Origin of the sequence: Flammeovirga kamogawensis, assembly GCF_018736065.1 — a bacterium.
Taxonomy (GTDB): Bacteria; Bacteroidota; Bacteroidia; order Cytophagales; family Flammeovirgaceae; genus Flammeovirga; species Flammeovirga kamogawensis.
Genome location: NZ_CP076128.1, coordinates 3,314,713 through 3,339,399 on the forward strand (window position 1 = coordinate 3,314,713; position 24,687 = coordinate 3,339,399).

The window sequence follows — 24,687 nt, forward strand, 5'->3', positions numbered from 1 at the left end:
TCGCTGCTTCAGCTAGCTTTTTTTGTTTTTATAGGTTTCTGTTTTTTAAGCATTCCTATAAACCACAAAAAGGGATGCATTATGTATCCCTTTTTGTGGTTTATAAAGAAACTATAATTTTAAACATTCTTTACTAACCTATGCTCAGTTGGGTAATAATTATTTAATCTATTTGGTAGTACTTTAACCCACCCTAATACTAAGCCTTTAAATTTAATAAGTGCCCATCCTTTAACACCTTGAATAGTCTTAATACTCATATCTTGTTTTTTCAAGTAGTCGATGGCATCTCTATATTCAACATCTGTGCTAGGGATTGAAGAAGCTATGATATTAGAAACAGCAAGTTCATGATCTGGAATCAATTGATTATTCTTTTTGTTGAGTCTCCCCATTTTAGTTCCTTGATGTCTTACAGTTTGAGTTACGTATAACATCTTGAAATCCTGAACTAGGTTTTTAGGAATTGCATAAATTTCATCTTCTTCCTCATAGAAGTCAAAATCATTACCATTCTCTAGCCATTTCCTCATTTCTTCAGATTCCCTTTTTCTTAACATGAAAACTTGTTTCATCTTTTTAGGAGAAACACTGAATTTCTGATGTCTTGAAGGTTCACCTTTTTTTCTGAAAGCAGTTAAGAATAATCCTTCTCCTGTTGTTTTATGGAAAATGAAACGGTAACCCGTTGCTTTGATTCCATTCTTTTCTACCTCTATTTTTGTAATTCCCCAACTTGGATCTAGTTCAATCTCTAAAGGTTCAAACTCTTCTGAATCTAATATTTGTTCTAAACGCTCCTCGTTTTCTTGAGGAGAGAATGTACACGTACTATATATAAATAATCCTCCAGCTTTTAGAGACTGAGGGATATAATCAACAATTTCTTTTTGTATATCTCTACAAGAGTTAATCAGCATAGGTGACCATGCATCTATTGTTTTAGGATCTTTTCTAAACATCCCTTCTCCAGAGCATGGTGCGTCTGCAACAATTACATCAAAATACTCTCTTAATTGTGTAAAACTATCAGAATAATTAGCTGTTACAATTGTATTTGGGTTACCCCAACGTACAAGATTGTCAATTAGAGGAGTAGCTCTTTTGTCAATAACTTCATTAGCTACAAGTAAACTTTTTTGTGTAATTAATGAGTTGATAAGAGTACTTTTCCCTCCAGGAGCAGCACATAAATCTAAAACTTTAATATCTTTTTCTAATGGAGCATGTTGTTTAAGTGCTTGCCATAAAAACATTGATGATGCTTCCTGTACATAATAGGCACCTGCAAAAATTAAAGGGTCTTTTGCAAACGATGGTCGTTTAGCAATATAATGAGCCTCGTCGCACCAAGGTACAGGTGTAATATCTGAAAAATCAATTTCAGCAGGTTTAAAAGGGTTTGTTCTGTAAGATACAGGGGCAAACTCATCGAAAGCTTCTTTAAAAGCAATTATATCCTCTTCAGAAAGCTGACCTTCTAATCTGCTAATGAATTTTTTTGGTAATTTTTCAGCCCTATTCGACATATTATTAATGTTTTAATGGATAAACCTATGCTATGAGAATACGAATATTGTGTTTTTTAGTTAATGAATATAGTTATGTTGAATATTATTCGGATTTTTTATAAAAGATCCTTAGTTTTGCATCCGAAAATTTTTATTTAACATTCGAAGTAACTACGAATTGAGGGTAGATAATTTCGACACGCGATCTCGCTGTCAAAAGGAATTATTATCGTGAAGTTCAAGTTTTTTCGCAAAACTAATTTGTGGTTTTATGGATTATTTAAGCCCTGAGTACAAGAAAGAAATCTTTGCAGCACACAGTAAAGATGGTGAGAAAGATACTGGATCACCAGAAGCACAAGTTGCATTGTTCACTAAGCGTATTTCACACTTAACTGAGCACTTAAAAGATAATAAAAAAGATCACTCATCACGTCGTGGTTTGATGAAGCTAGTAGGTAAGCGTCGTTCTATGCTTGACTATTTAGCTAAAAAAGATATCAACCGTTACAGAGCGATTATCAAAGAACTTGGTATCAGAAAGTAATATTTTCTGGTATAAAGATACCACTCAGGGGATTCCATATTTTTGGAATTCCCTTTTTGCGTATAATATACTGACTTTTTTATCGAGTAATTTCGAAAAGAAAAGTGGCAGAAAGTGATTTATATATAAAAAATCACTAATTTTTAGGGTTGGAAAAAGTTAGCTTGGACTAGCCGAATTTTAATAGCTGATAGGACCTGATCCTTAAATATCAGCTTTGTATGTAGAAAAGAATTAAACACAACACAATTACGATGTTTGAAAACGTGATTAAGAAAACAGTTGCCCTTCCTGATGGTCGTGAGATCAGTTTAGAAACAGGGAAAATGGCAAGACAAGCAGACGGGTCGATCGTTTTGCGTATGGGAAATACAATGCTTTTAGCAACTGTCGTTTCTAACCCAGAAAAAAGAGAAGGTGCTGACTTTTTGCCACTTTCAGTAGATTATCAAGAAAAATTTGCATCTGCAGGTAAAATACCTGGTGGATTTTTAAAGCGTGAAGGACGTTTAAGTGACCGTGAGATCTTAATCTCTCGTTTAGTTGACCGTGCTATCCGTCCATTATTCCCTTCAGATTATTATCATGATACACAAATCATGATTTCAATGATCTCTGCAGATCAAGAAGCATTACCAGATGCTTTAGTAGCTTTAGCAGCTTCTGCAGCATTATCAATTACAGACATTCCTTTTGATGGCCCTATCTCTGAAGTTAGAGTTATTAAGGATGCTAACGGTGAATATATCGTTAACCCTACACCAACACAGATGGAAGGTTGTACTTTAGATCTAATGATCGGAGCAACAGCTGAAAACATCACAATGGTAGAAGGTGAAATGCAAGAAGTGGGTGAAGATGAAATGATCGAAGCTATTAAAGTAGGTCATGAAGCTATCAAAACTCAATGTGCAATTCAGGTAGAATTAAGAGAGGCAGTAGGCGTTACTGGATTCAGAGAATTTACAGGTGACGTAGAAGATGAAGCTTTAAAAGAAGAAGTTTTCACTGCCCTTTATGATAAATTATATGCGGTTGCATCTCAAGGTATCAAAGGTAAAACTGAACGTAAGGCGGCTTTCACGGAAGTGAAGAAAGCTTACTTAGAAGCTTTACCTGAAGATGAGGAGACTGCTGAAAAAATGCCTCTAATCAAACGTTATATTGCTAAATGTGAGAAAAAAGCTTCTCGTGATTTAGTATTAAATACGAAAAACCGTTTAGATGGTCGTGATTTAGAGCAAGTAAGACCAATCGTTCCTGAAGTAGATGTACTTCCTTCAGCACACGGTTCTGCATTATTTACTCGTGGTGAAACTCAATCATTAACAACAGTTACGCTTGGTACTAAAATGGACGAGCAAATGTTGGATAGTGCTATGGGTTCTGGTACAAGTAAATTCATTCTTCACTACAATTTTCCAGGTTTCTCAACTGGTGAAGTAAGACCAAACAGAGGTCCTGGACGTAGAGAAGTAGGTCATGGTAACTTAGGGCATAGAGCTTTACAAAGAGTTCTTCCTCCAGAAAATGAAAATCCTTACACAATCCGTATCGTTTCAGATATCTTAGAATCAAATGGTTCGTCATCAATGGCAACAGTTTGTGCAGGTTCATTAGCATTAATGGATGCAGGTGTGAATATCACAAGTTCTGTATCAGGTATTGCTATGGGTATGATTTCTGAAAATGATCCTGAAACAGGTGAATTGAAATATGCTATCTTATCAGATATCTTGGGCGATGAAGATCACTTAGGTGATATGGACTTCAAAGTAACAGGTACTGAAAAAGGTATTACAGCATGTCAAATGGATATCAAAGTAGATGGTCTTCCATATGAGGTGTTAAAGCAAGCTTTAGAGCAAGCTAATAGAGGTAGAGCACATATCCGTGGTATCATGGATGAAGTGATTTCAACTTCTAGAGATGACTTGAAACCTCATGCTCCACGTAGTTTCGTTATGATGATCGCTCAGGATATGATCGGTGCTGTAATCGGACCAGGTGGTAAAGTAATTCAAGAAATCCAAAAAGACACTGGTGCTACTATCGTAATTGAAGAAGTAGAAAACCAAGGTAAAGTAAGTTTCTTTGCTGTTGATAAAACTGCAATGGACGCTGCTGTTGGTCGTGTTAAATCAATTGTTGCTCAAGCAGAAGTAGGAGAAACTTATCCTGGTACTGTAAAATCAATTCAGCCATTTGGTGCTTTTGTTGAGTTTATGCCAGGTAAAGAAGGTTTACTTCATATCTCTGAAATCTCTTGGGAACGTACAGAAAGCATGGATGGTGTGCTTAATGTTGGTGATAAGCTAGATGTAAAGTTATTGGAGATTGATCCAAAAACTGGAAAATTCAGATTATCGCGTAAAGCATTATTACCTATGCCTGAAGGTTTTACTCCTCCTCCTCCACGTGAGAGAAGAGAGCGTAATGACCGTGGTGGTGATAGAGGTGGTTACCGTGGTGGTGGCGATCGTAGAGATCGTGGCGACAGAGGTGACCGCGGAGGTTACAACAGAAGATAATTATCAAAAAAAGACAGTTTAGTAGAATCTTAAGAAATATTTTGAGGTTTTACTAAACTTTTTATGTCTTTTTTTAGTCAATTATGTAGGTGGTTTACTATGTGCACGCTTTTTGCGGTTTATAATCACCTCGATATAAATGTTTTGTCGTCTAAATACGTTATATTATATATCGGTTTGATGATAAAATCTTAACAATGGCAAAAAAGAACGGATGAGACAACTCAAGATCAGTAAACAGATCACGAACAGGGAGTCACAATCGCTGGACAAATACTTACAAGAAATTGGTAAGGTTGACCTGCTAACACCTGATGAAGAAGTAACTCTTGCAAAACAAATTCGTGAGGGCGATCAAATTGCGTTAGAGAAATTAACGAAAGCGAACTTGCGTTTTGTAGTTTCTGTAGCTAAGCAGTATCAAAATCAGGGACTTTCTTTAGGTGACTTGATTAACGAAGGTAACTTGGGTTTAATTAAAGCTGCCCAACGTTTCGACGAAACTCGTGGTTTTAAGTTTATCTCTTATGCTGTATGGTGGATTAGACAATCTATCCTTCAAGCATTAGCAGAGCAATCACGTATTGTACGTTTACCATTGAACAGAGTAGGTTCTTTGAATAAAATTTCAAAAACTTTCTCTGAATTGGAACAACGTTATGAACGTGAGCCATCTCCAGATGAATTGGCAGAAGTTTTAGATGTAACAACTAATGAAGTTGTTGACACTATGAAAATTTCTGGTCGTCATGTATCAATGGATGCTCCTTTCGTACAAGGTGAAGAAAATAACCTTTACGACGTGTTAGAAAATGACATGGAGGAAAAGCCTGATACAGAATTGATGAATGATTCACTACGTAAAGAAGTACAACGTGCCCTTTCTACGTTAACAAAACGTGAGGCAGATGTTATAACACTATACTTCGGATTGAACGGTGAGCACTCAATGACATTGGAAGAAATTGGAGAAAAATTCAATTTAACACGTGAACGTGTACGTCAGATTAAAGAAAAAGCAATCCGTCGTCTTCGTCATACTTCAAGAAGTAAAGCATTGAAACCATATTTAGGTTAATCCTTTATATATTTCAACAAAAAAATAAAACAGCGCATCTTTAAAATGGAGATGTGCTGTTTTTTTATGTCTACTTTTTTGCTTCTTCATCAAGTAGTGAATGTTTAACAGGTGTTGAAATGATTAAATACCCTGGTTGATACTTTTAAAATAAACCTAATAAATAACCTTTATCTACTAGTAAATTATTCTCTTTTCATTATTAACTCTAAAAATTCACCTTAAAACTAATGGTTTACAAAATCTAGTTTATTCTATAAGTTGAAATTAGTTAAATTATTGATATTCAATTATTTAAATTTGAAAAATGTACAGTTTTATTCTTGTTTATTAGAAACATGTCTAGTTTTGATCGAGTGAGTTTTTATTTGAATGTTAAGATCTACTATGATATTTAATTATTCAGTTGCCAATTAAACCTATTGATAAATAGAATTATAACTAGCAGTAACTGAGTTAAATGAAATGAATATTTAACTAAATAAAACTATGCATTACAGTAAATTATTACTTGATTATTATCAGACATGACTTCATTTTTTTGCTATTGTTAGTAAACTTTTTTACTGCATAGTATAACAGCGTAAGGTGTTGTAAATGCCTTATGTAATTTTTTTATCCTATTTAATTTGAAATGAAAATGTCTTAATTATTCAATTTTTGAATTGATGATTAACACCTAAACTAATTTTTCTACTATGTTTAATTTTAGATTATTAATGTTTACAGTTTTAAGCTGTTTAACACTTAATACGTATGCCCAACATGATTGGGATGGTGTGGATATTCCTGCAACTCTTCCTGCTGGAATGAAATGGGAACTAGACCCTGTATCAGACGGGTTTAATTATGAATCTTCTAGCTCTAATAGAGGTGAAGAGTTTGATAGCAGGTGGAATGAGTTGTATATCAATGGGTTCTCTGGCCCGTCAGCAACTTCTTACCATAAGGATCACGTTTGGAGTACAGGCGGAAACTTAGTGATTCATGCAGCAAAAGATAATCAGAATATTATTTATACAGGCTGTATTTCTTCTAAAGCATCTTTTAGTTATCCAATGTTTATGGAGGCCAAAGTGAAACAACCTAGTTGTATGTTGGCAGCTAATATCTGGATGATTAGCCAGGACGAAACAGAAGAACTCGATATGTTAGAATCTTACCCCAACGTACAAGAAGATGGAGGATGGTTAGATCAAAGAATACATTTAAGTCACCATACTTTTATTAGAGAACCTTTTCAAGATTACCAACCAAGAGATGAGCATGGTGTTAAAGGTACTTGGTACTGGGAGAAAGATAGAACTTCTTGGCACGATGACTGGCTGAGAATTGGTGTTTATTGGATCAACCCTCATCATGTAGAATACTATATAAATGGAAAATGGGTAAGAACAATGAAAAGCCATGAGCATTCTTTTTTAAACGAAGAAGGAGAAGTAGAAACGTATTATACTGAATTTGACGCTTTAGATAAATTTGGATATACAGAAGAAACAGGTTTAAGCAAGCCACAGCATATTATTATTAATATGGAGCAACAAGATTGGCTTACTGCATTGAATGTTTGGCCAACTGATGAAGATTTAGATGATGCTAACGGTAGAAATACGTACCTCGTAGATTGGGTAAGGTTGTATAATGTAATTCCAGAAACAGGTGTTGTACCAGTTGAAGAAGTGACTATTTCTGAAATAGAAATTGAACTTCAACCAGGAGAAACATTCGACTTAGATCATATTATTTTACCAGTAAATGCAACAAAACAAGCTGTTTCTTGGACAACTAGTAACTCTATGATTGCCACTGTTAATGGAGAAGGAGTTGTTAGAGCGATTTCTAACGGTATTGTAACTGCAGATGTAATTACCCAAGACGGAAGCTTTGTGGCTAGTTGTAAAGTAGAAGTTGTTGGAGATGTAATTCCAAACCCTGTTGTAGATATTTCTCTACCTGTATCATCATTAGATATGACAGTGGGCGAAGATGTGATTTTAACGCCAACTTTTACACCAGTAAATGCTACAGATCAAAGAGTACTGTGGGAATCAACAGATCCATCTGTTGCTTTTGTTGGGGCAAATGGATTGATAGCAGCATTAAAAGAAGGTACTGCAACAGTTTCTGTAGTATCTCAAGATGGTGGACAAACAGACCATGTGGCAGTAACAGTAATGGCACTAGAAATTGATACAGTTTTTGTAACTAGTGTTGCTGTTGATCAAGAGGTTGTCACTATTTCTGAATCCGAAGAAATAAGCTTAAATGCAGTTGTTTTACCGTCAGATGCTACAAATAAAGCGGTTATATGGAGCTCAAGTGATGTAGGAATAGCATCGGTATCTTCTACTGGTAAAGTTATTGGAATAGCGGAAGGCGTTGTAATTATTACAGCTAGATCTATTGACGGAGGTTTTACAGCTACATCATCTGTTACAATAGAAGAATCAGTTTGCGTACCTTCTCCTGCAACAGTTAATATTACCTCTTCTATTGATAATGGATTAGTAGGAAGTTGTATACAAATAACAACAGAAACTTTAGGAGAGACTTGTGATGGAGCTGTAATTGACCAAGCTGTTACATTTACAAGTAGTAACCTTGATGTAGCAAGGGTTGATAGTAATGGACAAGTTTGTTTTGAAGGTGAAGGTACTTCTATAATCTCTATTGAGAGTGTTAATGGAGGTGATGGGACAACGTTACTAGTAACAGGTTTAAATGTAGATATACCATCGAATAATATTCTTATAGAAGCAGAAGATTTTATTACTACAGGAGGACCTTTTGATGGTTTTGAGGTGTATGATATTAACGGAGTAACAGCTATAAATTATAATCAAACAGGTGATTGGGCAGAGTATAATGTAACAGGAAATGGAAGTTACGAAATAGAATATTTTATTGGAACTGCTGTTACTGGAGCGGCCATAAAACTTTATGTTGATGGTAATGAAATTGGAATAGATGCTGTAGTAAATAATGGTGATTGGAATACATTTGTTGCATTAAAATCAAACCAAACCATCACTTTAAATGGTACACATACTATTAGAATAGAAGGAGCGGGTACAAATACTTGGCAGTGGAATATGGATTATTTTACATTAAGTACAATTAATGTAGAAGAAGTTCCAGTTTCGAATGTAACACTTGATCAATCTGTAATATCCGTTAATATAGGGTCAAATTATACATTAAACGCAACAGTTTCTCCAAGTACAGCAACAGATAAAACGGTAACTTGGTCTTCTAGTAATACAACTATTGCTACAGTTTCGAATGGTGTTATAAATGCTATAAGCGAAGGAGTAACTACAATTTCTGTTTTAACAAACGATGGAGATTTTGTTGCAGAAGCAGTCGTTACAGTAATTGGAAATCAAGAAGTTTCTAATATAACTGTAGAAGCAGAGTTGTTTACAGTAACAGGAGGTGTAACTAATGATGCAGCTTGGGGCGGGCCAGGAAATGGAGTAAATGCTACGTCTACAAATATTAATTGGGTGAATACACAAGATTGGGCAGAATACTCTGTAACTGTACCTACATCCGGTTTATATACAATTGAATATATAGTATCAACACCACAAGATAATGCACAAATTACATTAGAAATTGATGGTCACTCAAACATTGTTGACATCCCTAATAATGGGGAATGGGATAGTTATTCGTCTATTGTTGGAGGAACAATAAATTTATCAGCAGGTATACATACTTTAAGATTAACTGCTTCTGGTACAAACGAGTGGCAATGGAATTTGGATAAAGTAATATTCACTCCTGAATTATCTTCAGCAAGGGTGTTAAGTACTACAAATTTATTAGAAACGGAAGTGAAATTGTACCCTATCCCTGCTAATGATAATCTAAATATTGTAGGGTTACCTAATGGTAATTATGAAGTTTCGATCTTTAATATTAGTGGATTGATAGTAGCATCAGAACAGGTAAAATCAACTACTACAAAAGCAGTTATTGATGTATCTACATTGGGTGCAGGTATTTATATTATTAATATTATAGGTGAAGGAGTAACTATTAGAAGGAAAATTAGTATTAAATAAATTGATAAGAAAAACAGCTTAATTTAGCCAAAATCTTATTTCTAGTTAATCTAAAAAGTAGACTTGTATCGGAAGGTATAAGTCTACTTTTCCTTATAATCTGATTTTTTACTTAAAGTGTAATCATAAAAAAAGAGATGAAAACATTTTGCCTTCATCTCTCTCCTATAAAAAACTAGTATTTTATCGAGCATTTATTTCATCAATACTATTGTAAATTTCTTTAACAATAGCACTTTCTTTATATCCAATTCCTTCAAATAAATGGATAGCTCTACGGTAAGTTTTTAGAGCTTTAACTTGTTGCTCCTCTCCCATTCCTTTATATAAATCACCTAATTCTTTTATACATGTAGCATGTTCAACAGTTAGAGCTCCATAATAGGCTTCTCTCACTTTAGCTACATTAATAAGAGTTTTTTCGGCTTTCTCTAAGCTATCTTGGGCAGTGTATAATTTTGATAAACTATACAAAGAATTGCCATAGTCAATATGTTGTTTACCAACACTTTTTTGTCTTGCAGTTAACCCTTTTTCTATAGTTTTTTCGGCCTCTTCAAATCGTTTATGCTCTATAAAGAAAAATGCTAAACTATCTAGAGATTTACCATATGTAGTATGTTCCGTAGATAAATATTTCTCGGTATCAGCAATAGCTTTTTTATACATTGCTTCTGCTTCAGTATTTTTCTTAAGAATACTATGTACTCTTGCAAGTGTAATAGAAGCTGCAATACCATCAGGAGAATTAGCTTTTCCTAATTCAGCATAAATTTCCATTGCTTTAACAGTATGTTCTTCTGCTAAAGGAATCTTGTTTTGCTCAATTTCCATTTCAGCAAGTTCAATATAGGTAACAGCAGCTTGTAAACTATTATCAGAATAGGTAGCGATATTGGCTGCTAATTTCTTATTAATCATGTTGTAGCTATCCATTGGAGAATGTAATTTCTCATCAAAATGAATGGCTAACCTTTCAACCTCAGCAGTGTATTTTTTATTTTTAATGCCAAAAGCCGATTCTAATACTTCTACATATTTATAGTAAGCAGTAATCGCCTCTTGTCTTTTTCCAGCTTTTTCTAACAAACTAGCTTCTTGTAGGTATAGGTGAACATAACTTGATTTTGGAGCTGTTGTTTTCTCATAAGCACTTATACTTATACTTAATTGAATCGAAGCTTCATCAACTCGTTTTAATCCTAGGTATACTTCTGCCTGTTCTGCTAAAATTTTAGCCTGATCTGCGGTTCCTTTTAGGTTCTTTTCAGCTAAAGGTTCTAACTGTCTATACATGCCTTCTGCTTCTTTATACTTTCTGCCTTTTAGATAAAGTTGAGAATATTTGTGTAATGATAATGTGTACTCTTTAGAATCTTTACCTTCTGTTTTTTCTCTAGTATTTAATGTTTTTTGAAAATAAACATCAGCCTGAGCATAATTTTTCATGATAACACTATTACTAGCGATAACTTCTTGAGTATCCCCCATCTTTTTAGAAACAGTATTACCTGATTTCTGCAAAAGTTTTTCGAGTGACATATAATAGATATTAGCATTACCTAAATCTTTTAACCCTTGGTAAGATTTAGCTAAGTATTCTATATCTAAAATATAGTCTGGGTGTGTGTCTCCAATTGTTTCTTTTCCTTGTAGTCTTGCTTTTTGAAAAAATTGAATTGCTTTGTTGAAATTTTGCTGATCGTATGCAGCTTTACCATCGGCAAAATACGTTGTAAAATTCTGTGCTCCACAATTAAAATTTATGGATAAAAATAGAATTATACTTGATAAGAGTAATTGATTGTATTTCGTCATAACAAAGTATGTGCTTTTTGTTGGCACTTGATTTAGCATTTTAAGATGCTAATTGTGTATTATTTAGTTAATCTATCCTAATCGAGTAGAATAAATTTAGTATTAGTCAATGCAAATCTTGGACCTAATGTGATAAGTGCTATGTTTTTGGTAGAATTGTATTAGAATTATAAGATTTATTTACTAACCATATACTAGTGAAATGAGAAAAAGTCTATTATTTATTCTTGCATTGATTATATCATCGCAAGTATTTGCCTCAGATCATGGTGTCGCTAAACCATTAGATGAAGGAATGTGGCTTCCTATGTTTGTATCGCGTTTAAATTACGTGGATATGAAAAAGGAAGGATTAAAACTTACTGCAGAAGAAATTTACTCTGTAAATAACAGTTCTCTTAAAGATGCAATAGTTCATTTTGGAGGTTTTTGTACAGGTGAAATTGTTTCAGATCAAGGATTAATTTTTACGAACCACCATTGTGGATACGGAGGTATTCAATCTGTTAGTACTGTAGAAAATGATTACTTAACAGATGGTTTTTTTGCTAAAAGCCATGATCAAGAAAAACCAATTGATGGTTTATTTGTTCGTTTTTTACAACGTATGGATGATGTCTCTGCTCAGGTAAACAAAGAACTTGACGGTTTAACTGGAGAAGAGCGTGCTCAAAAAGCACAAACAGTAATGGGTGAAATTAAAGCAGCTAAAGAAAAAGAATTAAACAACGATAGTTATGAAGTATCGGTAAAATCATTTTTTGAAGGAAATGAATTTTACATGTTTGTTTACGAGCGCTTTGATGATATTCGCTTGGTAGGTAACCCTCCAGAAGCTGTAGGTAAATTTGGTGGTGATACAGATAACTGGATGTGGCCTCGCCATACAGGTGATTTCTCTATTTTTAGAGTATATGCAAATAAGGAAAACAAACCTTCAAAATATTCAGAAGATAATGTTCCTTACAAGCCTAAACATCATTTACCAGTGTCTATAGAAGGTGTTCAAAAAGATGATTTTGCTATGATTATGGGATACCCAGGATCAACAGATCGTTATTTAACTTCTGAAGGTGTTAAACAACAAATAGAAGTATTTAATCCACTATTTGTAGAAATGCGTGATGCTATTCTAAAAACATGGAGAAAGCATATGGATGCAGATCCTAAAGTAAGGTTGCAATACGCTTCTAAATATGCATCGACAGCAAATTATTGGAAGTACTTTATTGGACAGACAAAGGGCTTAAAACGCCAACATGTTATAGAGAAAAAACAAGCAGAAGAAAGTACTTTTAACAAATGGGTAGCTTCTGATGCAACAAGAAAGAAAGAATATGGTGATGTAACAGAAATGTTGAAAGAAGGTTATGATGGCAAAAGAGATGGCCGTGTAGCAATGGTTCTTTTAACACAAGGTGGTTTCCGAATGGAAGCTGTTATGCAAGCAAGAAAAACAGCACGTTTTGTAGGAGAAGCAGCAGATGAAAAAACATCAGAAGCATCTTTAAAAGCGGCAAAAGAAACAGCATTAAGCCAAGCAGAAGGTTTCTTTAAAAACTATGATTATGCAACAGATAAAGAATTAGCTGTAGTATTATTAAAGAAATATAAAGAAGTATTATCTCGTCCAGAAAATAAAAACTTACCTGTTCCTGCTATCTATGAATTAATAGATAGAGAATTTGATGGAGATTATGTAGCGTATGTTGAAAAGGCATATTCCACTTCTGTATTTACAGACAAAGATAGAATGGAAGCATTTATTAATGCTCCAACAATGGAAGGGTATGAAGCAGATATGTTGACACAATTGCATAATGAGTTCTTCCAAGCATATATGGGTGTTGCTCAATCTGAACAAGAAGCAGAGTTAAAAGTGGCAGATGGTAATAGATTGTATGTAAAGGGTATTCGTGAAATGAACCCAACAAAATCATTCTATCCAAATGCAAACTCAACTATGCGTCTTACTTACGGACAGGTAAACGATTATATTCCTGGTGATGCAATGTTCTATGCATATTACACTACATCAAAAGGTTTATTAGAGAAAGAAGATCCTAATAACCATGAATTTGTTCTGCCTAAAGCAGTAAAAGATGGTGTAGTAAAGAAAGACTTTGGTAGATATGCAGATCAGAATGGTGAATTACGTATCGCTTTTATTACCAATAATGATATCACTGGTGGTAATTCAGGTTCTCCTGTAATTAATGGTAATGGCGAATTAATCGGTTTAGCATTTGACGGAAACTGGGAAGCAATGAGTGGTGATATTTCTTTTGAGCCAGATTTACAACGTTGTATTAATGTAGATGTACGTTATGTACTTTGGATTATTGACAAGGTGTATGGTGCCGGAAACATAGTTAATGAAATGACAATTGTTGATGGTAAAAAGCCAAAAGGAAAACCTTATGAGACATTAATGCCTAAAAAGTATTAATTGATAGCAATATCATAAGTGAAATATATTTCTATAAAAAGCATCGGGTGAAAGCTCGATGCTTTTTTTATTTTATAGCTAAAGCTTTTTTTTAAAAAATAGTATTTGATTGATAATCAATCCTCCTATTATCAAGATGTTTAAAATATACAATTATATGATTCTTCTCTTACCGATTTTTGTATTAATAAATTCATTAAGTAATAAGGTTGCAATCATTAACGAACACGTTGCTTTAATTATAAAACAACTAGTAATGGAAAATATTTTGGTTATCAATGCGGGGCAAAGTTATTTAGAATCTGAAGTAAGATTAAATCAATCAATTTCAGATTTAACGGTAGCTTATTTTGAAAAGGAAACAAATTTCGCTGTTCAAAGAACAGATGTTGAGAAAGGGTACTCAATTTTAGAAGAAATACAAAAGATAAGTTGGGCAGATATTATTATTTATCATACTCCTGTCTGGTGGTTCTCTGTGCCCAATAGTTTTAAGAAATATCTTGATGATGTAATAACAAAAGGGAAAGGAAAATTTTATGGATCAGATGGAAGATCATCTAAGTTAAATCCTAAATTAAATTATGGAAGAAGTGGGTTGTTATCTGATAAAAAATATATTCTAACTACAACTTGGAATGCACCGTTAGAAGCATTTGAGCTAGAAGAGGAATTTTTTAAAGGAAGAAGTGTAGATGATGGAGTAATGTATGGATTCCATAAAATGAATGAATACATTGGAATGAAAAATTTATTTACATATCACTTCTATGATGTAAATAAAAACCCACGTATTGAGATAGACTTTCTTAATTATGAAGAACTTTTAAATGAACAAGTATTACTAAATATAGATGCTCACCTACTAGCATTTTAACCAACTTAAATTAGAAAAAAATAAAAAGCTGCCTTAAAATAATGTATTCTAAGACAGCTTTTTATACTTTAAAAGTGATTAAACGCCTTCCGCAACTACTTCAGTTACTTGGGGTACCATTCTTTTAAGAAGGTTTTCAATACTCATTTTTAAAGTAAATGTTGATGATGGACAACCGCTACAAGCACCTTGTAACAATACTTTTACTACACCAGATTCCTCATCAAAAGAATGGAACTTGATAGCACCTCCATCCATTTCTACTGCAGGTTTGATGTATTCATCAAGAACACCTTTAATTTTTTTGATTGCTTCTGAATCTGCAGCTTCAACAATTGTTTCATCAACATTCTCAAAAATTGGCTTTTCAGCTTCAAAGTACTCTAAAAGAAAGGCTTTAAACTGAGGGATAACTTCCATCCAAGCTACAGTATCATCTTTTTTAGTAATTGTAATAAAATTACTCATATAGAAGATACGGTCTACGATATCGAATTTCTCAAAAATCTCTTTTGCAAGAGGAGAAACTTCTGCTTCTTTTACACTTGGGAAATCATAGCTCTCGCCTCCTTTTAATAACATGAAACTCAACATGAATTTCATAGAATTAGGGTTTGGATTAGCCTCTGTGTATATCGTTATATTCTGCTTTGGTCTGCCCGAAGTTGTTGAATTTTCCATCGCTTGTTATTTTTTTTATAAATTTTGAAGATTGTGTGTAATCACAATATTTGGCAAAACAAACATTTAGTAGATTCTAATCAAAACAAATTGATAAATGAAACACTAAATCAACTCAAAATTAACATAATCAGCGAAAAAAGATAAATATATCCTTTTTTGCACATCGTTTCGTTATTGTAAATCTAGTTCGTAAATTTGTAGCTGATTCTTATTATCATCGGGAATCACAACGAAAACGAAAAATTAAATGATAGAACTACCAGTAATCTCTTCGGAGAAAAAAGAAAAGCCTAAACGTAGGCCAGATTGGTTGCGTGTGAAGTTACCTATCGGGAAAGAATATGCAAACGTACGTAAGTTGGTAGATCAGCATAAGTTGAATACAATTTGCCAAAGTGGTAATTGCCCTAACATGGGTGAGTGCTGGGGTGAAGGTACTGCAACTTTTATGATTTTAGGAAATATATGTACACGTGGATGTTCATTCTGTGCAGTAGCTACAGGTAGACCAACTGAGTACGATACTGAAGAACCTGCTCGTGTAGCTGATGCTATCTTTAAGATGCAAGTAAAACATGCAGTAATTACTTCGGTAAATAGAGATGAGTTGAAAGATAGAGGTGCAGAAATCTGGTACCAAACAGTAATTGAAACTAAGAAAATATCTCCATCAACTACTATAGAAACTCTGATTCCTGATACACGTAAAAATTGGGATGCTCTTTACAGAATGATCGAGGGTGGTCAAGAAGTAATATCGCACAACATGGAAACAGTTAAAGAACTATACCGTGCTGTACGTCCACAAGGAAATTACGAGCGTTCTTTAGAACATATCAAGCGTATTGTAGACGAAGGCCGTCGTTCTAAAACAGGTATTATGCTTGGATTAGGCGAAACTGACGATCAAGTATTTAAAATTATGGATGATCTTGCAGAAAGAGGTCTTCATGTAATGACATTAGGTCAGTACTTACAACCTACAAAAATGCACCATGAAGTAATTGAGTATATCCATCCAGATAAATTTGATTTCTTTAGAGAGGAAGGTTTAAAAAGAGGAATCAAATATGTTGAGTCTGGCCCATTAGTTCGTTCATCTTATCATGCTGAGCGTCACGTAAATGTTCCAATCAAGTAATTTGACCTTAATAATATAATAAGATGGCTTTGTGGTATTTCTGCAAAGCCATTTATTTTTTAGTTAATAATAATGGAAAAGTATACAAGAGCACAATTGGCATTAAGAAACGGCGAAGATAAAGATGAAATATGGGTTGCTTATAAAGGTAAAATATATGACATGACGAATTCTCGCCTTTGGAGAAATGGTAAACACTATGAACATTGGGCAGGACAAGATCTTACTCCTGAAATGAAAGATGCTCCGCATACAGAGTTTGTATTTGATAAGTTTGAACCTTTTGCTGAGTTAGAAGATTAATGAAAAAAGTATCTAAAATTCAGGCTCACCTCTTTTTATTAGCGGCGTCGGTTATTTATGGATGTAATTTTATTATTTCCAAAATTGCTATGCCCGAATTTATTGGGCCTAAAGCCTTTATATTTTTACGTATTTTAGGTGGGGCATTTCTATTTTATTTATTACATGCTTTTACCGTAAAAGAGAAAGTAACAGATAAGAAAGATTATATAAGACTCTTTTTTGCAGGTATGTTTGGTGCCTGTTTTAATCAATTATTATTTTTTGAAGGGCTAGCAAAAACGAGTTCAATAAATGCATCCGTAATTGTAGTCTCCTCTCCTGTTATTGTATTAATATGTTCTGCAATCTTTCTTAAAGAGAAGGTAAATATCAAAAAAATAATTGGTATTGCTCTTGGACTTAGTGGAGCATTATTAATGATTGGTTTAAACGGAATTGCCTTTCACTCAGGATCTGTTGAGGGAGATATTATGGTATTAATAAATGCCTGTTTTTACAGCATCTACTTAGTAATCACAAAACCATTATTAGCTAAATATCACCCTTTTACATTAATGAAGTGGGTGTTTTTATTTGCAATTCCAATAGTAGCATTAATTACTTGGAAAGATGTAGAACAAACTAATTGGGTAGCGATCCCGTCACATATATGGTTGTCAATTAGTTATGTAGTGGTAGGGAATACTTTTTTAGCATACTTGTTTTATGCAGTAGCTATGCAGACGGTAAATGCAAGTACTGCAAGTTTTTATATTTATTTTCAGCCAATGATTGCAGGTTTTATAGCCGTATTCTTTTTAAATGAAGAGTTGAAGGCTGTACAAATAATAGCAGCTGCCTTTATATTTTTAGGAGTTTATTTGATTAGTGGGAAAAAGAAACAAACTAATCGGTCATAATTTTTCCATCCTTAACAACAATTACTCTATCTGCTTTTTTAGCTAATAGAGGATCGTGCGTAACAATTACTAAAGTCGTGTTGTTTTCTTTATTCATTTTAAAAAGTAGGTTTTCTATATGAGTACTAGTTTTCTCATCTAAATTACCTGTAGGTTCGTCTGCAAATAAGATTTTAGGATTGCTGACAAATGCTCTAGCAAGAGCTACTCTTTGTTGTTCGCCACCAGAAAGCTGAGTTGGATAATGCTTCTCTCTTCCTTTTAAACCAACATCTTCTAATATATTTAAAGCGTGTTTTTTTATGTTTGATTTCCCCTGTAGCTCTAAAGGAGTCATTACATTTTCTAAAGCAGTAAGTGAAGGTAGGAGTTGAAAATTTTGAAAAATAAAACCAATTTTTTGATTTCTAACATCAGCTTTATCATCTTCTGATAATGTAGTTAGATTTACTCCATCAATAAAAACACTTCCTGATGTAGGATTATCTAAACCAGCAGCCAAGCCTAACAATGTAGTTTTTCCAGAACCAGATGCACCAACAATAGCAACAGATTCTCCATGGTTAATAGTAAAAGAAATGTCTTTTATTATATCGAGAGAGCCATTATCTGTAGCAAATGATTTTACTAAATTTTCTATTTTAAGCATCTTAATTTGGATTGAATTTTTGTTCAGACTCAACTAATAAAAGGTTATCTAAACAGAATTTAGCTTCTAAGTCTAATGCTCCAGTATCTGGATCTTTTTTAGTACTATTGATTGTAAAATTAAGCCCTTTTACTCTACCTAAAGTATTAAGCTCTAGTTTAGTCCATTTTGTCACTGCTGATATAGTATCAGTAACACCGGTTATCAATGTTAAACTAGCTAATTCTTCTGTTTGTTCATTTGCACTATTAATTCCTCGTACCTCTAATATATAAGTATCTCCACTTTTAAGAATTGAGTCTGCAGCTGCAATGGCATCAGGACTATTTGCAATAGAAATACTTATAGGATATAGTTCTGTATCAAAAATTAAATTCATAGTAGGTTTATCTTGCTTCATTCTAGCAAGCCCAAAATTACTAACACTACTTGCAGGTACTTTAAGGTAAACACCGTATTTATGAAAATCATTAGATGAGGAATCTGTAATATTAGAATAACCAAAATTATAGAAGTCATCAGAGTTATCTCCATCAATTTTTGGAGATGTATTTGGTAAAACCACATTACCCGTTGTAAAAGTAGATGCAGAACCATTAGTAGCATCTCCTACCCAGAATGAATTATCGCTTAGCGTTAAATCATCAAAGAAAGCCATGTATTTAACAATTAAGACTTCTATTTCAGCATAAGCATCAAAAGCTGAATTAGTAACAGAAAATCTTGCTTTTTTTACTCCTTCAGTGTCATAAGAAACACTGTCAGTAAGTAAAGAAGTACCTATAACTTGGTTATCTACTTCCCATTTGTAACTGTCTGTATCACCTCCAATTGTTTTACTTTCATATACAAACTTTTGTCCTTTAAGTTGTAAAGCTTGTGCTGTTGTAGGATCAATTTTTGGTTGAATAATAGTTACTTCTAATCGGGGGCCAGATTCTTTATTAACACCACAACTAAATAATAGAGGAATTAACAGAAATGTATATAAACGCTTATTTATCATTCGAATTTTTATCATGTTGTTTAACATACTCCGGTAAAGGTATCTCTTTCAGGAAATCATAAGAAGAATTTTCGAAATTTATAGCACAAAAATAATGTTGTATGCCATTAGTAATACCAATGTATGGAGCTTTAATAGTTGCATTGTAGGCGGCAACTTGTTTAAAAGTCTCATTACTCAATTTAACTGAAGGTGCTTTACATTCTATTAATAAAAATGGAGCTCCTCCTCTATCGAAAATTAATAAATCGGCTCTTTTCTGAATTTTATTAACTTTCAATCCCCCTTCAATGCCAACTAACCCTTTAGATATGCCCATTGAAAGTAACATCTGTAAAAATTGTTGCCTTACCCATTCTTCTGGAGTAAGTAACAACATTTTTTTTCTGATTGGATCAAAAATATATGTTTTACCCTCTTTTTGTTCTAAACGTACCTTAGATTTTGGCAAATTTAAGTCTTGCATACCTTTAAATTAAGTTTAGAGTAAAAATAGAAAGAAAGATGTGAAGAAAAAGACTGAACTTAAATGTAAATTGAGAATGCACTAATAATTTATAAACGAAACTTTGAAAATTGCCATTGCGATCTTACCAAACATATATAGATAGAGAATCAAAATTTAATTTGTCTGAGCAAGAAGTTACTCATCAAAAGTACTATTACTCGTATAGTTATTTATACAATTGGGTTAACATTTCTGAAAACGATGACCTTGAATGTAAATTAGATACTTATTTTTTCTTAAAACTTTCAACACTCTTTTTAGAGATAAGCCTTCCTAATACACATCGGAAATTTGAAAGAAAATATATAAAGTCTTTACACCTTAAAAAGAAAAAATTGATTTTACCTTTATTAATTGGAGGAATCTGCGGTCCCTTATCTCTAGTAGCGGGAAGCTCTGGAGCACTTTCTCTTTTTACAGGTTTATCTTTATTTATTGCAGCGTTTTTTATTTTTTATTTAGGATTTGTAGGTACATATCAATTACAACTTAAAATGTTTGATGGTACCGAAAATCAATTCTTTTTAGATTATAATGTTTCTGATATTCAGTATTTTGTAAATAAAGCAAATATTGAAATAAGAAATGGATATAGATGATTTTAATAATGTAAAGGTTGTTTGTTAGGAATTATTTATGAAATATTTTTTCAAATTGTTTGGTGAATAAAAATAATCGACATACATTTGCATCGCATTTCAGAGAAATAGTTCTCAAAAAAAAGATTGTCCGATGGTGTAATTGGCAACACGTCTGTTTTTGGTACAGAAGAGTCCAGGTTCGAGACCTGGTCGGACAACAATCTACCGAGACGTTTTTCTGAAATCTTGTCCGATGGTGTAATTGGCAACACGTCTGTTTTTGGTACAGAAGAGTCCAGGTTCGAGACCTGGTCGGACAACAAAAAGCTTTACTGATCTTCTCGGTAAAGCTTTTTTTTTGCTTCCTATTTCTATATTTGTAAAATAGAATAGTATTTAAATACCTACTAACATGTCAAAAAGAATAATTAGGTTCGTAACAACGATTGCATTTGTATTGAGTCTTTCTACTACATATGCACAAGAAACTGCAGGTTCAAGCACTTCTACGTCAACTGCTAAGACGCAGAAAACAACAAAAACCGCTGTTAAACCAGCTGCACCTGTAGATAATACCCTTCATGGCAAATACAAGTATATGTCAAAAAGAGGTGGTAGATGGAAAGAATACCGTATGATTAAGCAAGAATGGCTTAATGATTATTGGTCTATTGTAGATGATTCTCTACAAACAGCCTATAAGGATGCTGCAGCTGCTCGTTTAGAGACAGACCAAGCACAACAAGAAGTTAAAGAGATGGAAGCTCGTTTAGGCGAGAAAGACAGACTTATTGAATTGGGTGATTATATTCAATTAATGGGAATGGATATGCCGAAATACTCTGTACTATATACAGCATTTACTGTAATTGCTGTTTTAGTAATTGTATTGATAGTCTTTTTAATAAGATTCCAAGCAAATAATCAAGCAGTAATAACAATTAAAAAAGACCACGATAGCATTGAAAGTGAGTATGAAGAGTTTAGAACTCGTGCTCAGGAAAGAGAAATGCAGGTGCGTAGAGAATTGGTTACTGAAAGAAATAAAGGTGAAGAATTGAAGAAAGAGTTGAGTGTTCTCAGAAAGAGAGAAAATAAACTTTCATAATCATAACTTTATCGAAAAGAAAAGCTCACTTATTCCCCAAAGTGAGCTTTTTTTATGCGATCAATTTTAAAATCAAAAACTTTTCTCAATTTTTACATTCTCCAAAGTAATAAACGATTTAAGGTGTAAAGATGTTGAAGTACCATTTTATATTAATATTTATCCTGATTTCACTTTTTGGTTGTAAAAAAGAACAAGATACTTTAGAAGGACTTGTTGATGCTACAGCCCACGAAGATGAATTTTTTGATAAACAGCTATCATTTCTGGATAAATTGGTATCAAATGATCCTGATAACCCTGAGTTGTATTTTTCTAGAGGTTCTGTTCAACTTCGTAAAAAAGAATTTGGTAGTGCTTTAGAAGATGCTGAAAAAGCAATTCAAATAGATAGTACTAATGGTGAGTTTTATTTTTTGGGTGCTTCTTCTCATTATTTTTTAGGGAATATGAGAAGTGCAATATCTAGTGGAGAAAAAGCAATTTCTTTAGGGTATAAACATCCTCACCTGAAAACATTTATTGGTGCTTCTTTTAATAATTTAGGGCAACCTGATAGTGCTTTATTTTATTTGAAATCATCTGTATTAGAAGTTCCTCAAAATAATATGACTTATAGATCTATTGGTCATTCATATGCACTGAAAGGAGATTTTGAACGTTCATTAAAAAATTATCAGAGATCTATTGAAATTTTACCAACGGATACACTTTCTTATGTTGGTATTATTGAGCAATCTATTAAATCAAAGAATATACCTTTAGCCAAAGAAACTTTAACTATAGCAATAGGTTTACAACTACAATCAACTGCAATTAATTATGAAAATGCTTTTTTGTTGGCATCAGAAGGTTTTATAGATAGTGCGATAGTTATTCATAAATCTATTTTAAAAGAAAAACCAACTTATTGGAAATCGTCTAAAGAATTAGGACGACTCTACAGGAAAAAGAGATTGCCTTTAGAGGCAAATAGAGTATTTTTGGAGGGGTTAAAATTAGATCCTGAAGTGAAAGAACTCTGGTACGAATTAGGCTTAACACAACAATATTTCTTTAAGAATTATACAGAAGCAAAAAAAGATTTTGAGAAAGCTTTAGACATCGATCCTTTGTATAAAGATGCTAAAGTTGCATTATCTAATCTTAGAGCAACACTTAGGAGGTTATATGCGCCTCCAGTTATTACTACAGAAGAATCTTCAGAATCAGAAAGTCAAGCAATTGACGATGATGATGGTTTATCTTTATAAAATTATACTTTCGCTAAAACGATTCAACAACAACTATGATTTCTAAAACTTATGGAAGTTCAGTCTATGGAGTAGATGCTACGCTCATAGAAATTGAAGTAAATGTACTTAATGGAAAAAACTTATACGTGGTAGGAATGCCAGATAGTGCCATTAAAGAGAGTGAACACCGTGTCGAATCTGCCGTAAAACATTTTGGTTATGTTATACCACGTCAAAAGGTGTTGGTAAACTTAGCACCAGCTTCTGTCAAAAAAGAAGGAGCGGCATTTGATTTACCCATTGCATTGTCTATTCTTCAAGCATCTGAACAAATTGGAGCTAAAGAATTAGAGAACTATGTAATTCTAGGAGAATTATCTTTAGATGGGAAATTACGCCCGATAAAAGGAGCTTTACCTATTGCTATTGAAGCCAGGAAAAAGGGTTTTAAAGGATTTATTCTGCCTAAAGAAAATGCCAAAGAAGCGGCAATTGTAAATAATCTTGATGTTATAGGAGTAGAAAGTTTACTAGAAGCTATTGAGTTTGTTCAAGGTGATAAGGAAATTGCCCCTTTAAAAATTGATACACGAGAACTGTTTTCAGATACTTTAAATGATTATGAAGTAGATTTTTCTCAGGTTCAAGGACAGGAGAATATGAAGCGAGCATTAGAAATTGCTGCAGCCGGTGGACATAATGTGATTATGATTGGACCTCCTGGAGCAGGTAAAACAATGTTAGCTAAGAGGTTAGCAACAATATTGCCTTCGTTAACTTTACAAGAATCTTTAGAAACAACTAAAATACACTCTGTTGCTGGGAAACTAGAAGGAAATGGACATCTAATATCTACAAGACCTTTTAGAGCCCCTCATCATACTATAAGTGATGTAGCCTTAGTTGGTGGAGGAGGAATACCACAACCTGGAGAAATATCATTGTCTCATAATGGTGTTTTATTTTTAGATGAACTGCCTGAATTTAAAAGAACAGTACTAGAAGTAATGAGACAACCTTTAGAGGAGAGAAAGGTAACAATCTCAAGAGCAAAAATGTCTGTTGATTTTCCTGCAAACTTTATGCTTATAGCAAGTATGAACCCATGCCCTTGTGGTTATCATAATCATCCAGAAAAAGATTGTATTTGTCCTCCAGGAGCAGTTCAGCGTTACTTAAATAAAGTAAGTGGACCACTATTGGATAGAATTGATCTACATGTTGAGGTGACACCTGTTTCTTTTGACCAAATGACAGAGACCAAGGAAGCAGAAAGTAGCCAAGAAATAAGAGATAGAGTTATAAAAGCGAGAGAAATTCAGAAAGAACGCTTTACAGATCAGTCAACAACGGTACATTGTAATGCAATGATGCCATCTCAAGTTGTAAAAAAAATATGTGGTTTAGATCCTTTAGGAAAAAATCTTCTTAAAGCAGCAATGGACAGATTAGGGCTTTCTGCACGTGCTTATGATCGAATTTTAAAGGTTTCTAGAACAATTGCAGATCTAGCAGGTAGTGAAAAAATACTTGCAGAGCACATTGCAGAGGCAATTCAGTACAGAAGTTTGGATAGAGATAATTGGGCAGAAGGTTAAAAATTGCAGGTAAACAAAAAATCAGACTATATTTGCCTTAATATTTCCATAACATTGGAAAAGTTGATTCTAACATCAAAGTGTAAATAAC

The 24,687-nt window shown here is 33.4% G+C and carries 19 protein-coding genes and 2 tRNA genes; 15 read left to right on the forward strand and 6 right to left on the reverse strand.

What is annotated here, in order from left to right:
* Positions 1 to 119 precede the first annotated feature (119 nt).
* On the reverse strand, positions 120 to 1,529 hold the full coding sequence (locus KM029_RS13215) for a methyltransferase RsmF C-terminal domain-like protein (protein WP_144073714.1): 1,410 nt from the start codon (positions 1,527 to 1,529) through the stop codon (positions 120 to 122).
* A 253-nt stretch (positions 1,530 to 1,782) separates the two neighbouring features.
* On the opposite strand from KM029_RS13215, the gene rpsO reads away from it, so the two are divergent.
* The 4 genes from rpsO (at position 1,783) to KM029_RS13235 (ending at position 9,737) form a co-directional block, all read left to right on the forward strand.
* Positions 1,783 to 2,058, forward strand: a complete 276-nt coding sequence (gene rpsO, locus KM029_RS13220) for a 30S ribosomal protein S15 (RefSeq protein ID WP_144073715.1) — start codon at positions 1,783 to 1,785, stop codon at positions 2,056 to 2,058.
* A 254-nt stretch (positions 2,059 to 2,312) separates the two neighbouring features.
* The gene (gene pnp, locus KM029_RS13225; protein WP_144073716.1) at positions 2,313 to 4,589 is read left to right on the forward strand and encodes a polyribonucleotide nucleotidyltransferase; all 2,277 of its coding nucleotides are present in this window, start codon (positions 2,313 to 2,315) and stop codon (positions 4,587 to 4,589) included.
* A gap of 214 nt (positions 4,590 to 4,803) precedes the next feature.
* Positions 4,804 to 5,667 (forward strand): sigma-70 family RNA polymerase sigma factor, encoded by an 864-nt coding sequence (locus KM029_RS13230; RefSeq protein ID WP_044207596.1) that lies wholly within the window; start codon positions 4,804 to 4,806, stop codon positions 5,665 to 5,667.
* 698 nt (positions 5,668 to 6,365) lie between these two features.
* The gene (locus tag KM029_RS13235) at positions 6,366 to 9,737 is read left to right on the forward strand and encodes an Ig-like domain-containing protein (protein ID WP_144073717.1); all 3,372 of its coding nucleotides are present in this window, start codon (positions 6,366 to 6,368) and stop codon (positions 9,735 to 9,737) included.
* Between the two features lie 183 nt (positions 9,738 to 9,920).
* On the opposite strand, the gene KM029_RS13240 is transcribed toward KM029_RS13235, so the two are convergent.
* A complete protein-coding gene (locus KM029_RS13240) occupies positions 9,921 to 11,555 on the reverse strand; it encodes a tetratricopeptide repeat protein (protein ID WP_158631055.1) in 1,635 nt (544 codons plus the stop codon).
* A 202-nt stretch (positions 11,556 to 11,757) separates the two neighbouring features.
* Here KM029_RS13240 and KM029_RS13245 point away from each other — a divergent pair, with 202 nt between their 5' ends.
* Both KM029_RS13245 and KM029_RS13250 read left to right on the forward strand, forming a co-directional pair.
* Positions 11,758 to 14,004 (forward strand): S46 family peptidase, encoded by a 2,247-nt coding sequence (locus KM029_RS13245; protein ID WP_144073719.1) that lies wholly within the window; start codon positions 11,758 to 11,760, stop codon positions 14,002 to 14,004.
* A gap of 256 nt (positions 14,005 to 14,260) precedes the next feature.
* Positions 14,261 to 14,881, forward strand: coding sequence for an NAD(P)H-dependent oxidoreductase (locus tag KM029_RS13250; protein ID WP_144073720.1), 621 nt, complete (start codon positions 14,261 to 14,263; stop codon positions 14,879 to 14,881).
* Between the two features lie 78 nt (positions 14,882 to 14,959).
* On the opposite strand, the gene KM029_RS13255 is transcribed toward KM029_RS13250, so the two are convergent.
* A complete protein-coding gene (locus tag KM029_RS13255; RefSeq protein ID WP_144073721.1) occupies positions 14,960 to 15,562 on the reverse strand; it encodes a NifU family protein in 603 nt (200 codons plus the stop codon).
* A 250-nt stretch (positions 15,563 to 15,812) separates the two neighbouring features.
* Here KM029_RS13255 and lipA point away from each other — a divergent pair, with 250 nt between their 5' ends.
* The 3 genes from lipA (at position 15,813) to KM029_RS13270 (ending at position 17,911) form a co-directional block, all read left to right on the forward strand.
* Positions 15,813 to 16,706 carry a lipoyl synthase gene (gene lipA, locus KM029_RS13260; RefSeq protein ID WP_144073722.1) on the forward strand — a complete coding sequence of 298 codons (894 nt, stop codon included), beginning with the start codon at positions 15,813 to 15,815 and terminating at the stop codon, positions 16,704 to 16,706.
* Between the two features lie 72 nt (positions 16,707 to 16,778).
* Positions 16,779 to 17,009, forward strand: a complete 231-nt coding sequence (locus KM029_RS13265; RefSeq protein ID WP_126616637.1) for a cytochrome b5 domain-containing protein — start codon at positions 16,779 to 16,781, stop codon at positions 17,007 to 17,009.
* Positions 17,009 to 17,911, forward strand: coding sequence for a DMT family transporter (locus tag KM029_RS13270; RefSeq protein WP_144073723.1), 903 nt, complete (start codon positions 17,009 to 17,011; stop codon positions 17,909 to 17,911). Before KM029_RS13265 ends, KM029_RS13270 begins: the two co-directional genes overlap by 1 nt.
* Here the strand turns inward: KM029_RS13270 and KM029_RS13275 are convergent.
* Genes KM029_RS13275 through KM029_RS13285 form a run of 3 tightly spaced genes read right to left on the reverse strand, consistent with a single transcriptional unit; the run spans position 17,898 to position 20,032 of the window.
* Positions 17,898 to 18,560, reverse strand: a complete 663-nt coding sequence (locus KM029_RS13275) for an ABC transporter ATP-binding protein (protein ID WP_144073724.1) — start codon at positions 18,558 to 18,560, stop codon at positions 17,898 to 17,900. The two genes, KM029_RS13270 and KM029_RS13275, sit on opposite strands and share 14 nt — an antisense overlap.
* 1 nt (position 18,561) lies before the next feature.
* Entirely contained in the window at positions 18,562 to 19,581 is a 1,020-nt protein-coding gene (locus KM029_RS13280; protein WP_158631056.1) for a DUF4465 domain-containing protein, read from the reverse strand.
* Positions 19,556 to 20,032 (reverse strand): type I restriction enzyme HsdR N-terminal domain-containing protein, encoded by a 477-nt coding sequence (locus tag KM029_RS13285; RefSeq protein WP_144073726.1) that lies wholly within the window; start codon positions 20,030 to 20,032, stop codon positions 19,556 to 19,558. Before KM029_RS13285 ends, KM029_RS13280 begins: the two co-directional genes overlap by 26 nt.
* Before the next feature lie 161 nt (positions 20,033 to 20,193).
* On the opposite strand from KM029_RS13285, the gene KM029_RS13290 reads away from it, so the two are divergent.
* The 6 genes from KM029_RS13290 to KM029_RS13315 all read left to right on the forward strand — a co-directional run bounded on the left by KM029_RS13290 (position 20,194) and on the right by KM029_RS13315 (position 24,596).
* Positions 20,194 to 20,673 carry a hypothetical protein gene (locus KM029_RS13290; protein WP_144073727.1) on the forward strand — a complete coding sequence of 160 codons (480 nt, stop codon included), beginning with the start codon at positions 20,194 to 20,196 and terminating at the stop codon, positions 20,671 to 20,673.
* A gap of 127 nt (positions 20,674 to 20,800) precedes the next feature.
* Positions 20,801 to 20,873 (forward strand) — tRNA-Gln (locus KM029_RS13295).
* A gap of 29 nt (positions 20,874 to 20,902) precedes the next feature.
* Positions 20,903 to 20,975: transfer RNA gene (locus KM029_RS13300), tRNA-Gln, on the forward strand.
* A gap of 92 nt (positions 20,976 to 21,067) precedes the next feature.
* Entirely contained in the window at positions 21,068 to 21,763 is a 696-nt protein-coding gene (locus tag KM029_RS13305) for a hypothetical protein (protein WP_144073728.1), read from the forward strand.
* Between the two features lie 131 nt (positions 21,764 to 21,894).
* Positions 21,895 to 23,016 (forward strand): tetratricopeptide repeat protein, encoded by a 1,122-nt coding sequence (locus KM029_RS13310; RefSeq protein ID WP_144073729.1) that lies wholly within the window; start codon positions 21,895 to 21,897, stop codon positions 23,014 to 23,016.
* A 35-nt stretch (positions 23,017 to 23,051) separates the two neighbouring features.
* Positions 23,052 to 24,596, forward strand: coding sequence for a YifB family Mg chelatase-like AAA ATPase (locus KM029_RS13315; protein ID WP_144073730.1), 1,545 nt, complete (start codon positions 23,052 to 23,054; stop codon positions 24,594 to 24,596).
* Positions 24,597 to 24,687: the final 91 nt, after the last annotated feature.

Excerpts from the sequence above, each read along its gene's own strand:
- KM029_RS13215 (WP_144073714.1), bottom strand. The coding sequence starts at position 1,529 with ATGTCGAATAGGGCTGAAAAATTACCAAAAAAATTCATTAGCAGATTA.
- rpsO (WP_144073715.1), top strand. The coding sequence starts at position 1,783 with ATGGATTATTTAAGCCCTGAGTACAAGAAAGAAATCTTTGCAGCACAC.
- pnp (WP_144073716.1), top strand. The coding sequence starts at position 2,313 with ATGTTTGAAAACGTGATTAAGAAAACAGTTGCCCTTCCTGATGGTCGT.
- KM029_RS13230 (WP_044207596.1), top strand. The coding sequence starts at position 4,804 with ATGAGACAACTCAAGATCAGTAAACAGATCACGAACAGGGAGTCACAA.
- KM029_RS13235 (WP_144073717.1), top strand. The coding sequence starts at position 6,366 with ATGTTTAATTTTAGATTATTAATGTTTACAGTTTTAAGCTGTTTAACA.
- KM029_RS13240 (WP_158631055.1), bottom strand. The coding sequence starts at position 11,555 with ATGACGAAATACAATCAATTACTCTTATCAAGTATAATTCTATTTTTA.
- KM029_RS13245 (WP_144073719.1), top strand. The coding sequence starts at position 11,758 with ATGAGAAAAAGTCTATTATTTATTCTTGCATTGATTATATCATCGCAA.
- KM029_RS13250 (WP_144073720.1), top strand. The coding sequence starts at position 14,261 with ATGGAAAATATTTTGGTTATCAATGCGGGGCAAAGTTATTTAGAATCT.
- KM029_RS13255 (WP_144073721.1), bottom strand. The coding sequence starts at position 15,562 with ATGGAAAATTCAACAACTTCGGGCAGACCAAAGCAGAATATAACGATA.
- lipA (WP_144073722.1), top strand. The coding sequence starts at position 15,813 with ATGATAGAACTACCAGTAATCTCTTCGGAGAAAAAAGAAAAGCCTAAA.
- KM029_RS13265 (WP_126616637.1), top strand. The coding sequence starts at position 16,779 with ATGGAAAAGTATACAAGAGCACAATTGGCATTAAGAAACGGCGAAGAT.
- KM029_RS13270 (WP_144073723.1), top strand. The coding sequence starts at position 17,009 with ATGAAAAAAGTATCTAAAATTCAGGCTCACCTCTTTTTATTAGCGGCG.
- KM029_RS13275 (WP_144073724.1), bottom strand. The coding sequence starts at position 18,560 with ATGCTTAAAATAGAAAATTTAGTAAAATCATTTGCTACAGATAATGGC.
- KM029_RS13280 (WP_158631056.1), bottom strand. The coding sequence starts at position 19,581 with ATGATAAAAATTCGAATGATAAATAAGCGTTTATATACATTTCTGTTA.
- KM029_RS13285 (WP_144073726.1), bottom strand. The coding sequence starts at position 20,032 with ATGCAAGACTTAAATTTGCCAAAATCTAAGGTACGTTTAGAACAAAAA.
- KM029_RS13305 (WP_144073728.1), top strand. The coding sequence starts at position 21,068 with ATGTCAAAAAGAATAATTAGGTTCGTAACAACGATTGCATTTGTATTG.
- KM029_RS13310 (WP_144073729.1), top strand. The coding sequence starts at position 21,895 with ATGTTGAAGTACCATTTTATATTAATATTTATCCTGATTTCACTTTTT.
- KM029_RS13315 (WP_144073730.1), top strand. The coding sequence starts at position 23,052 with ATGATTTCTAAAACTTATGGAAGTTCAGTCTATGGAGTAGATGCTACG.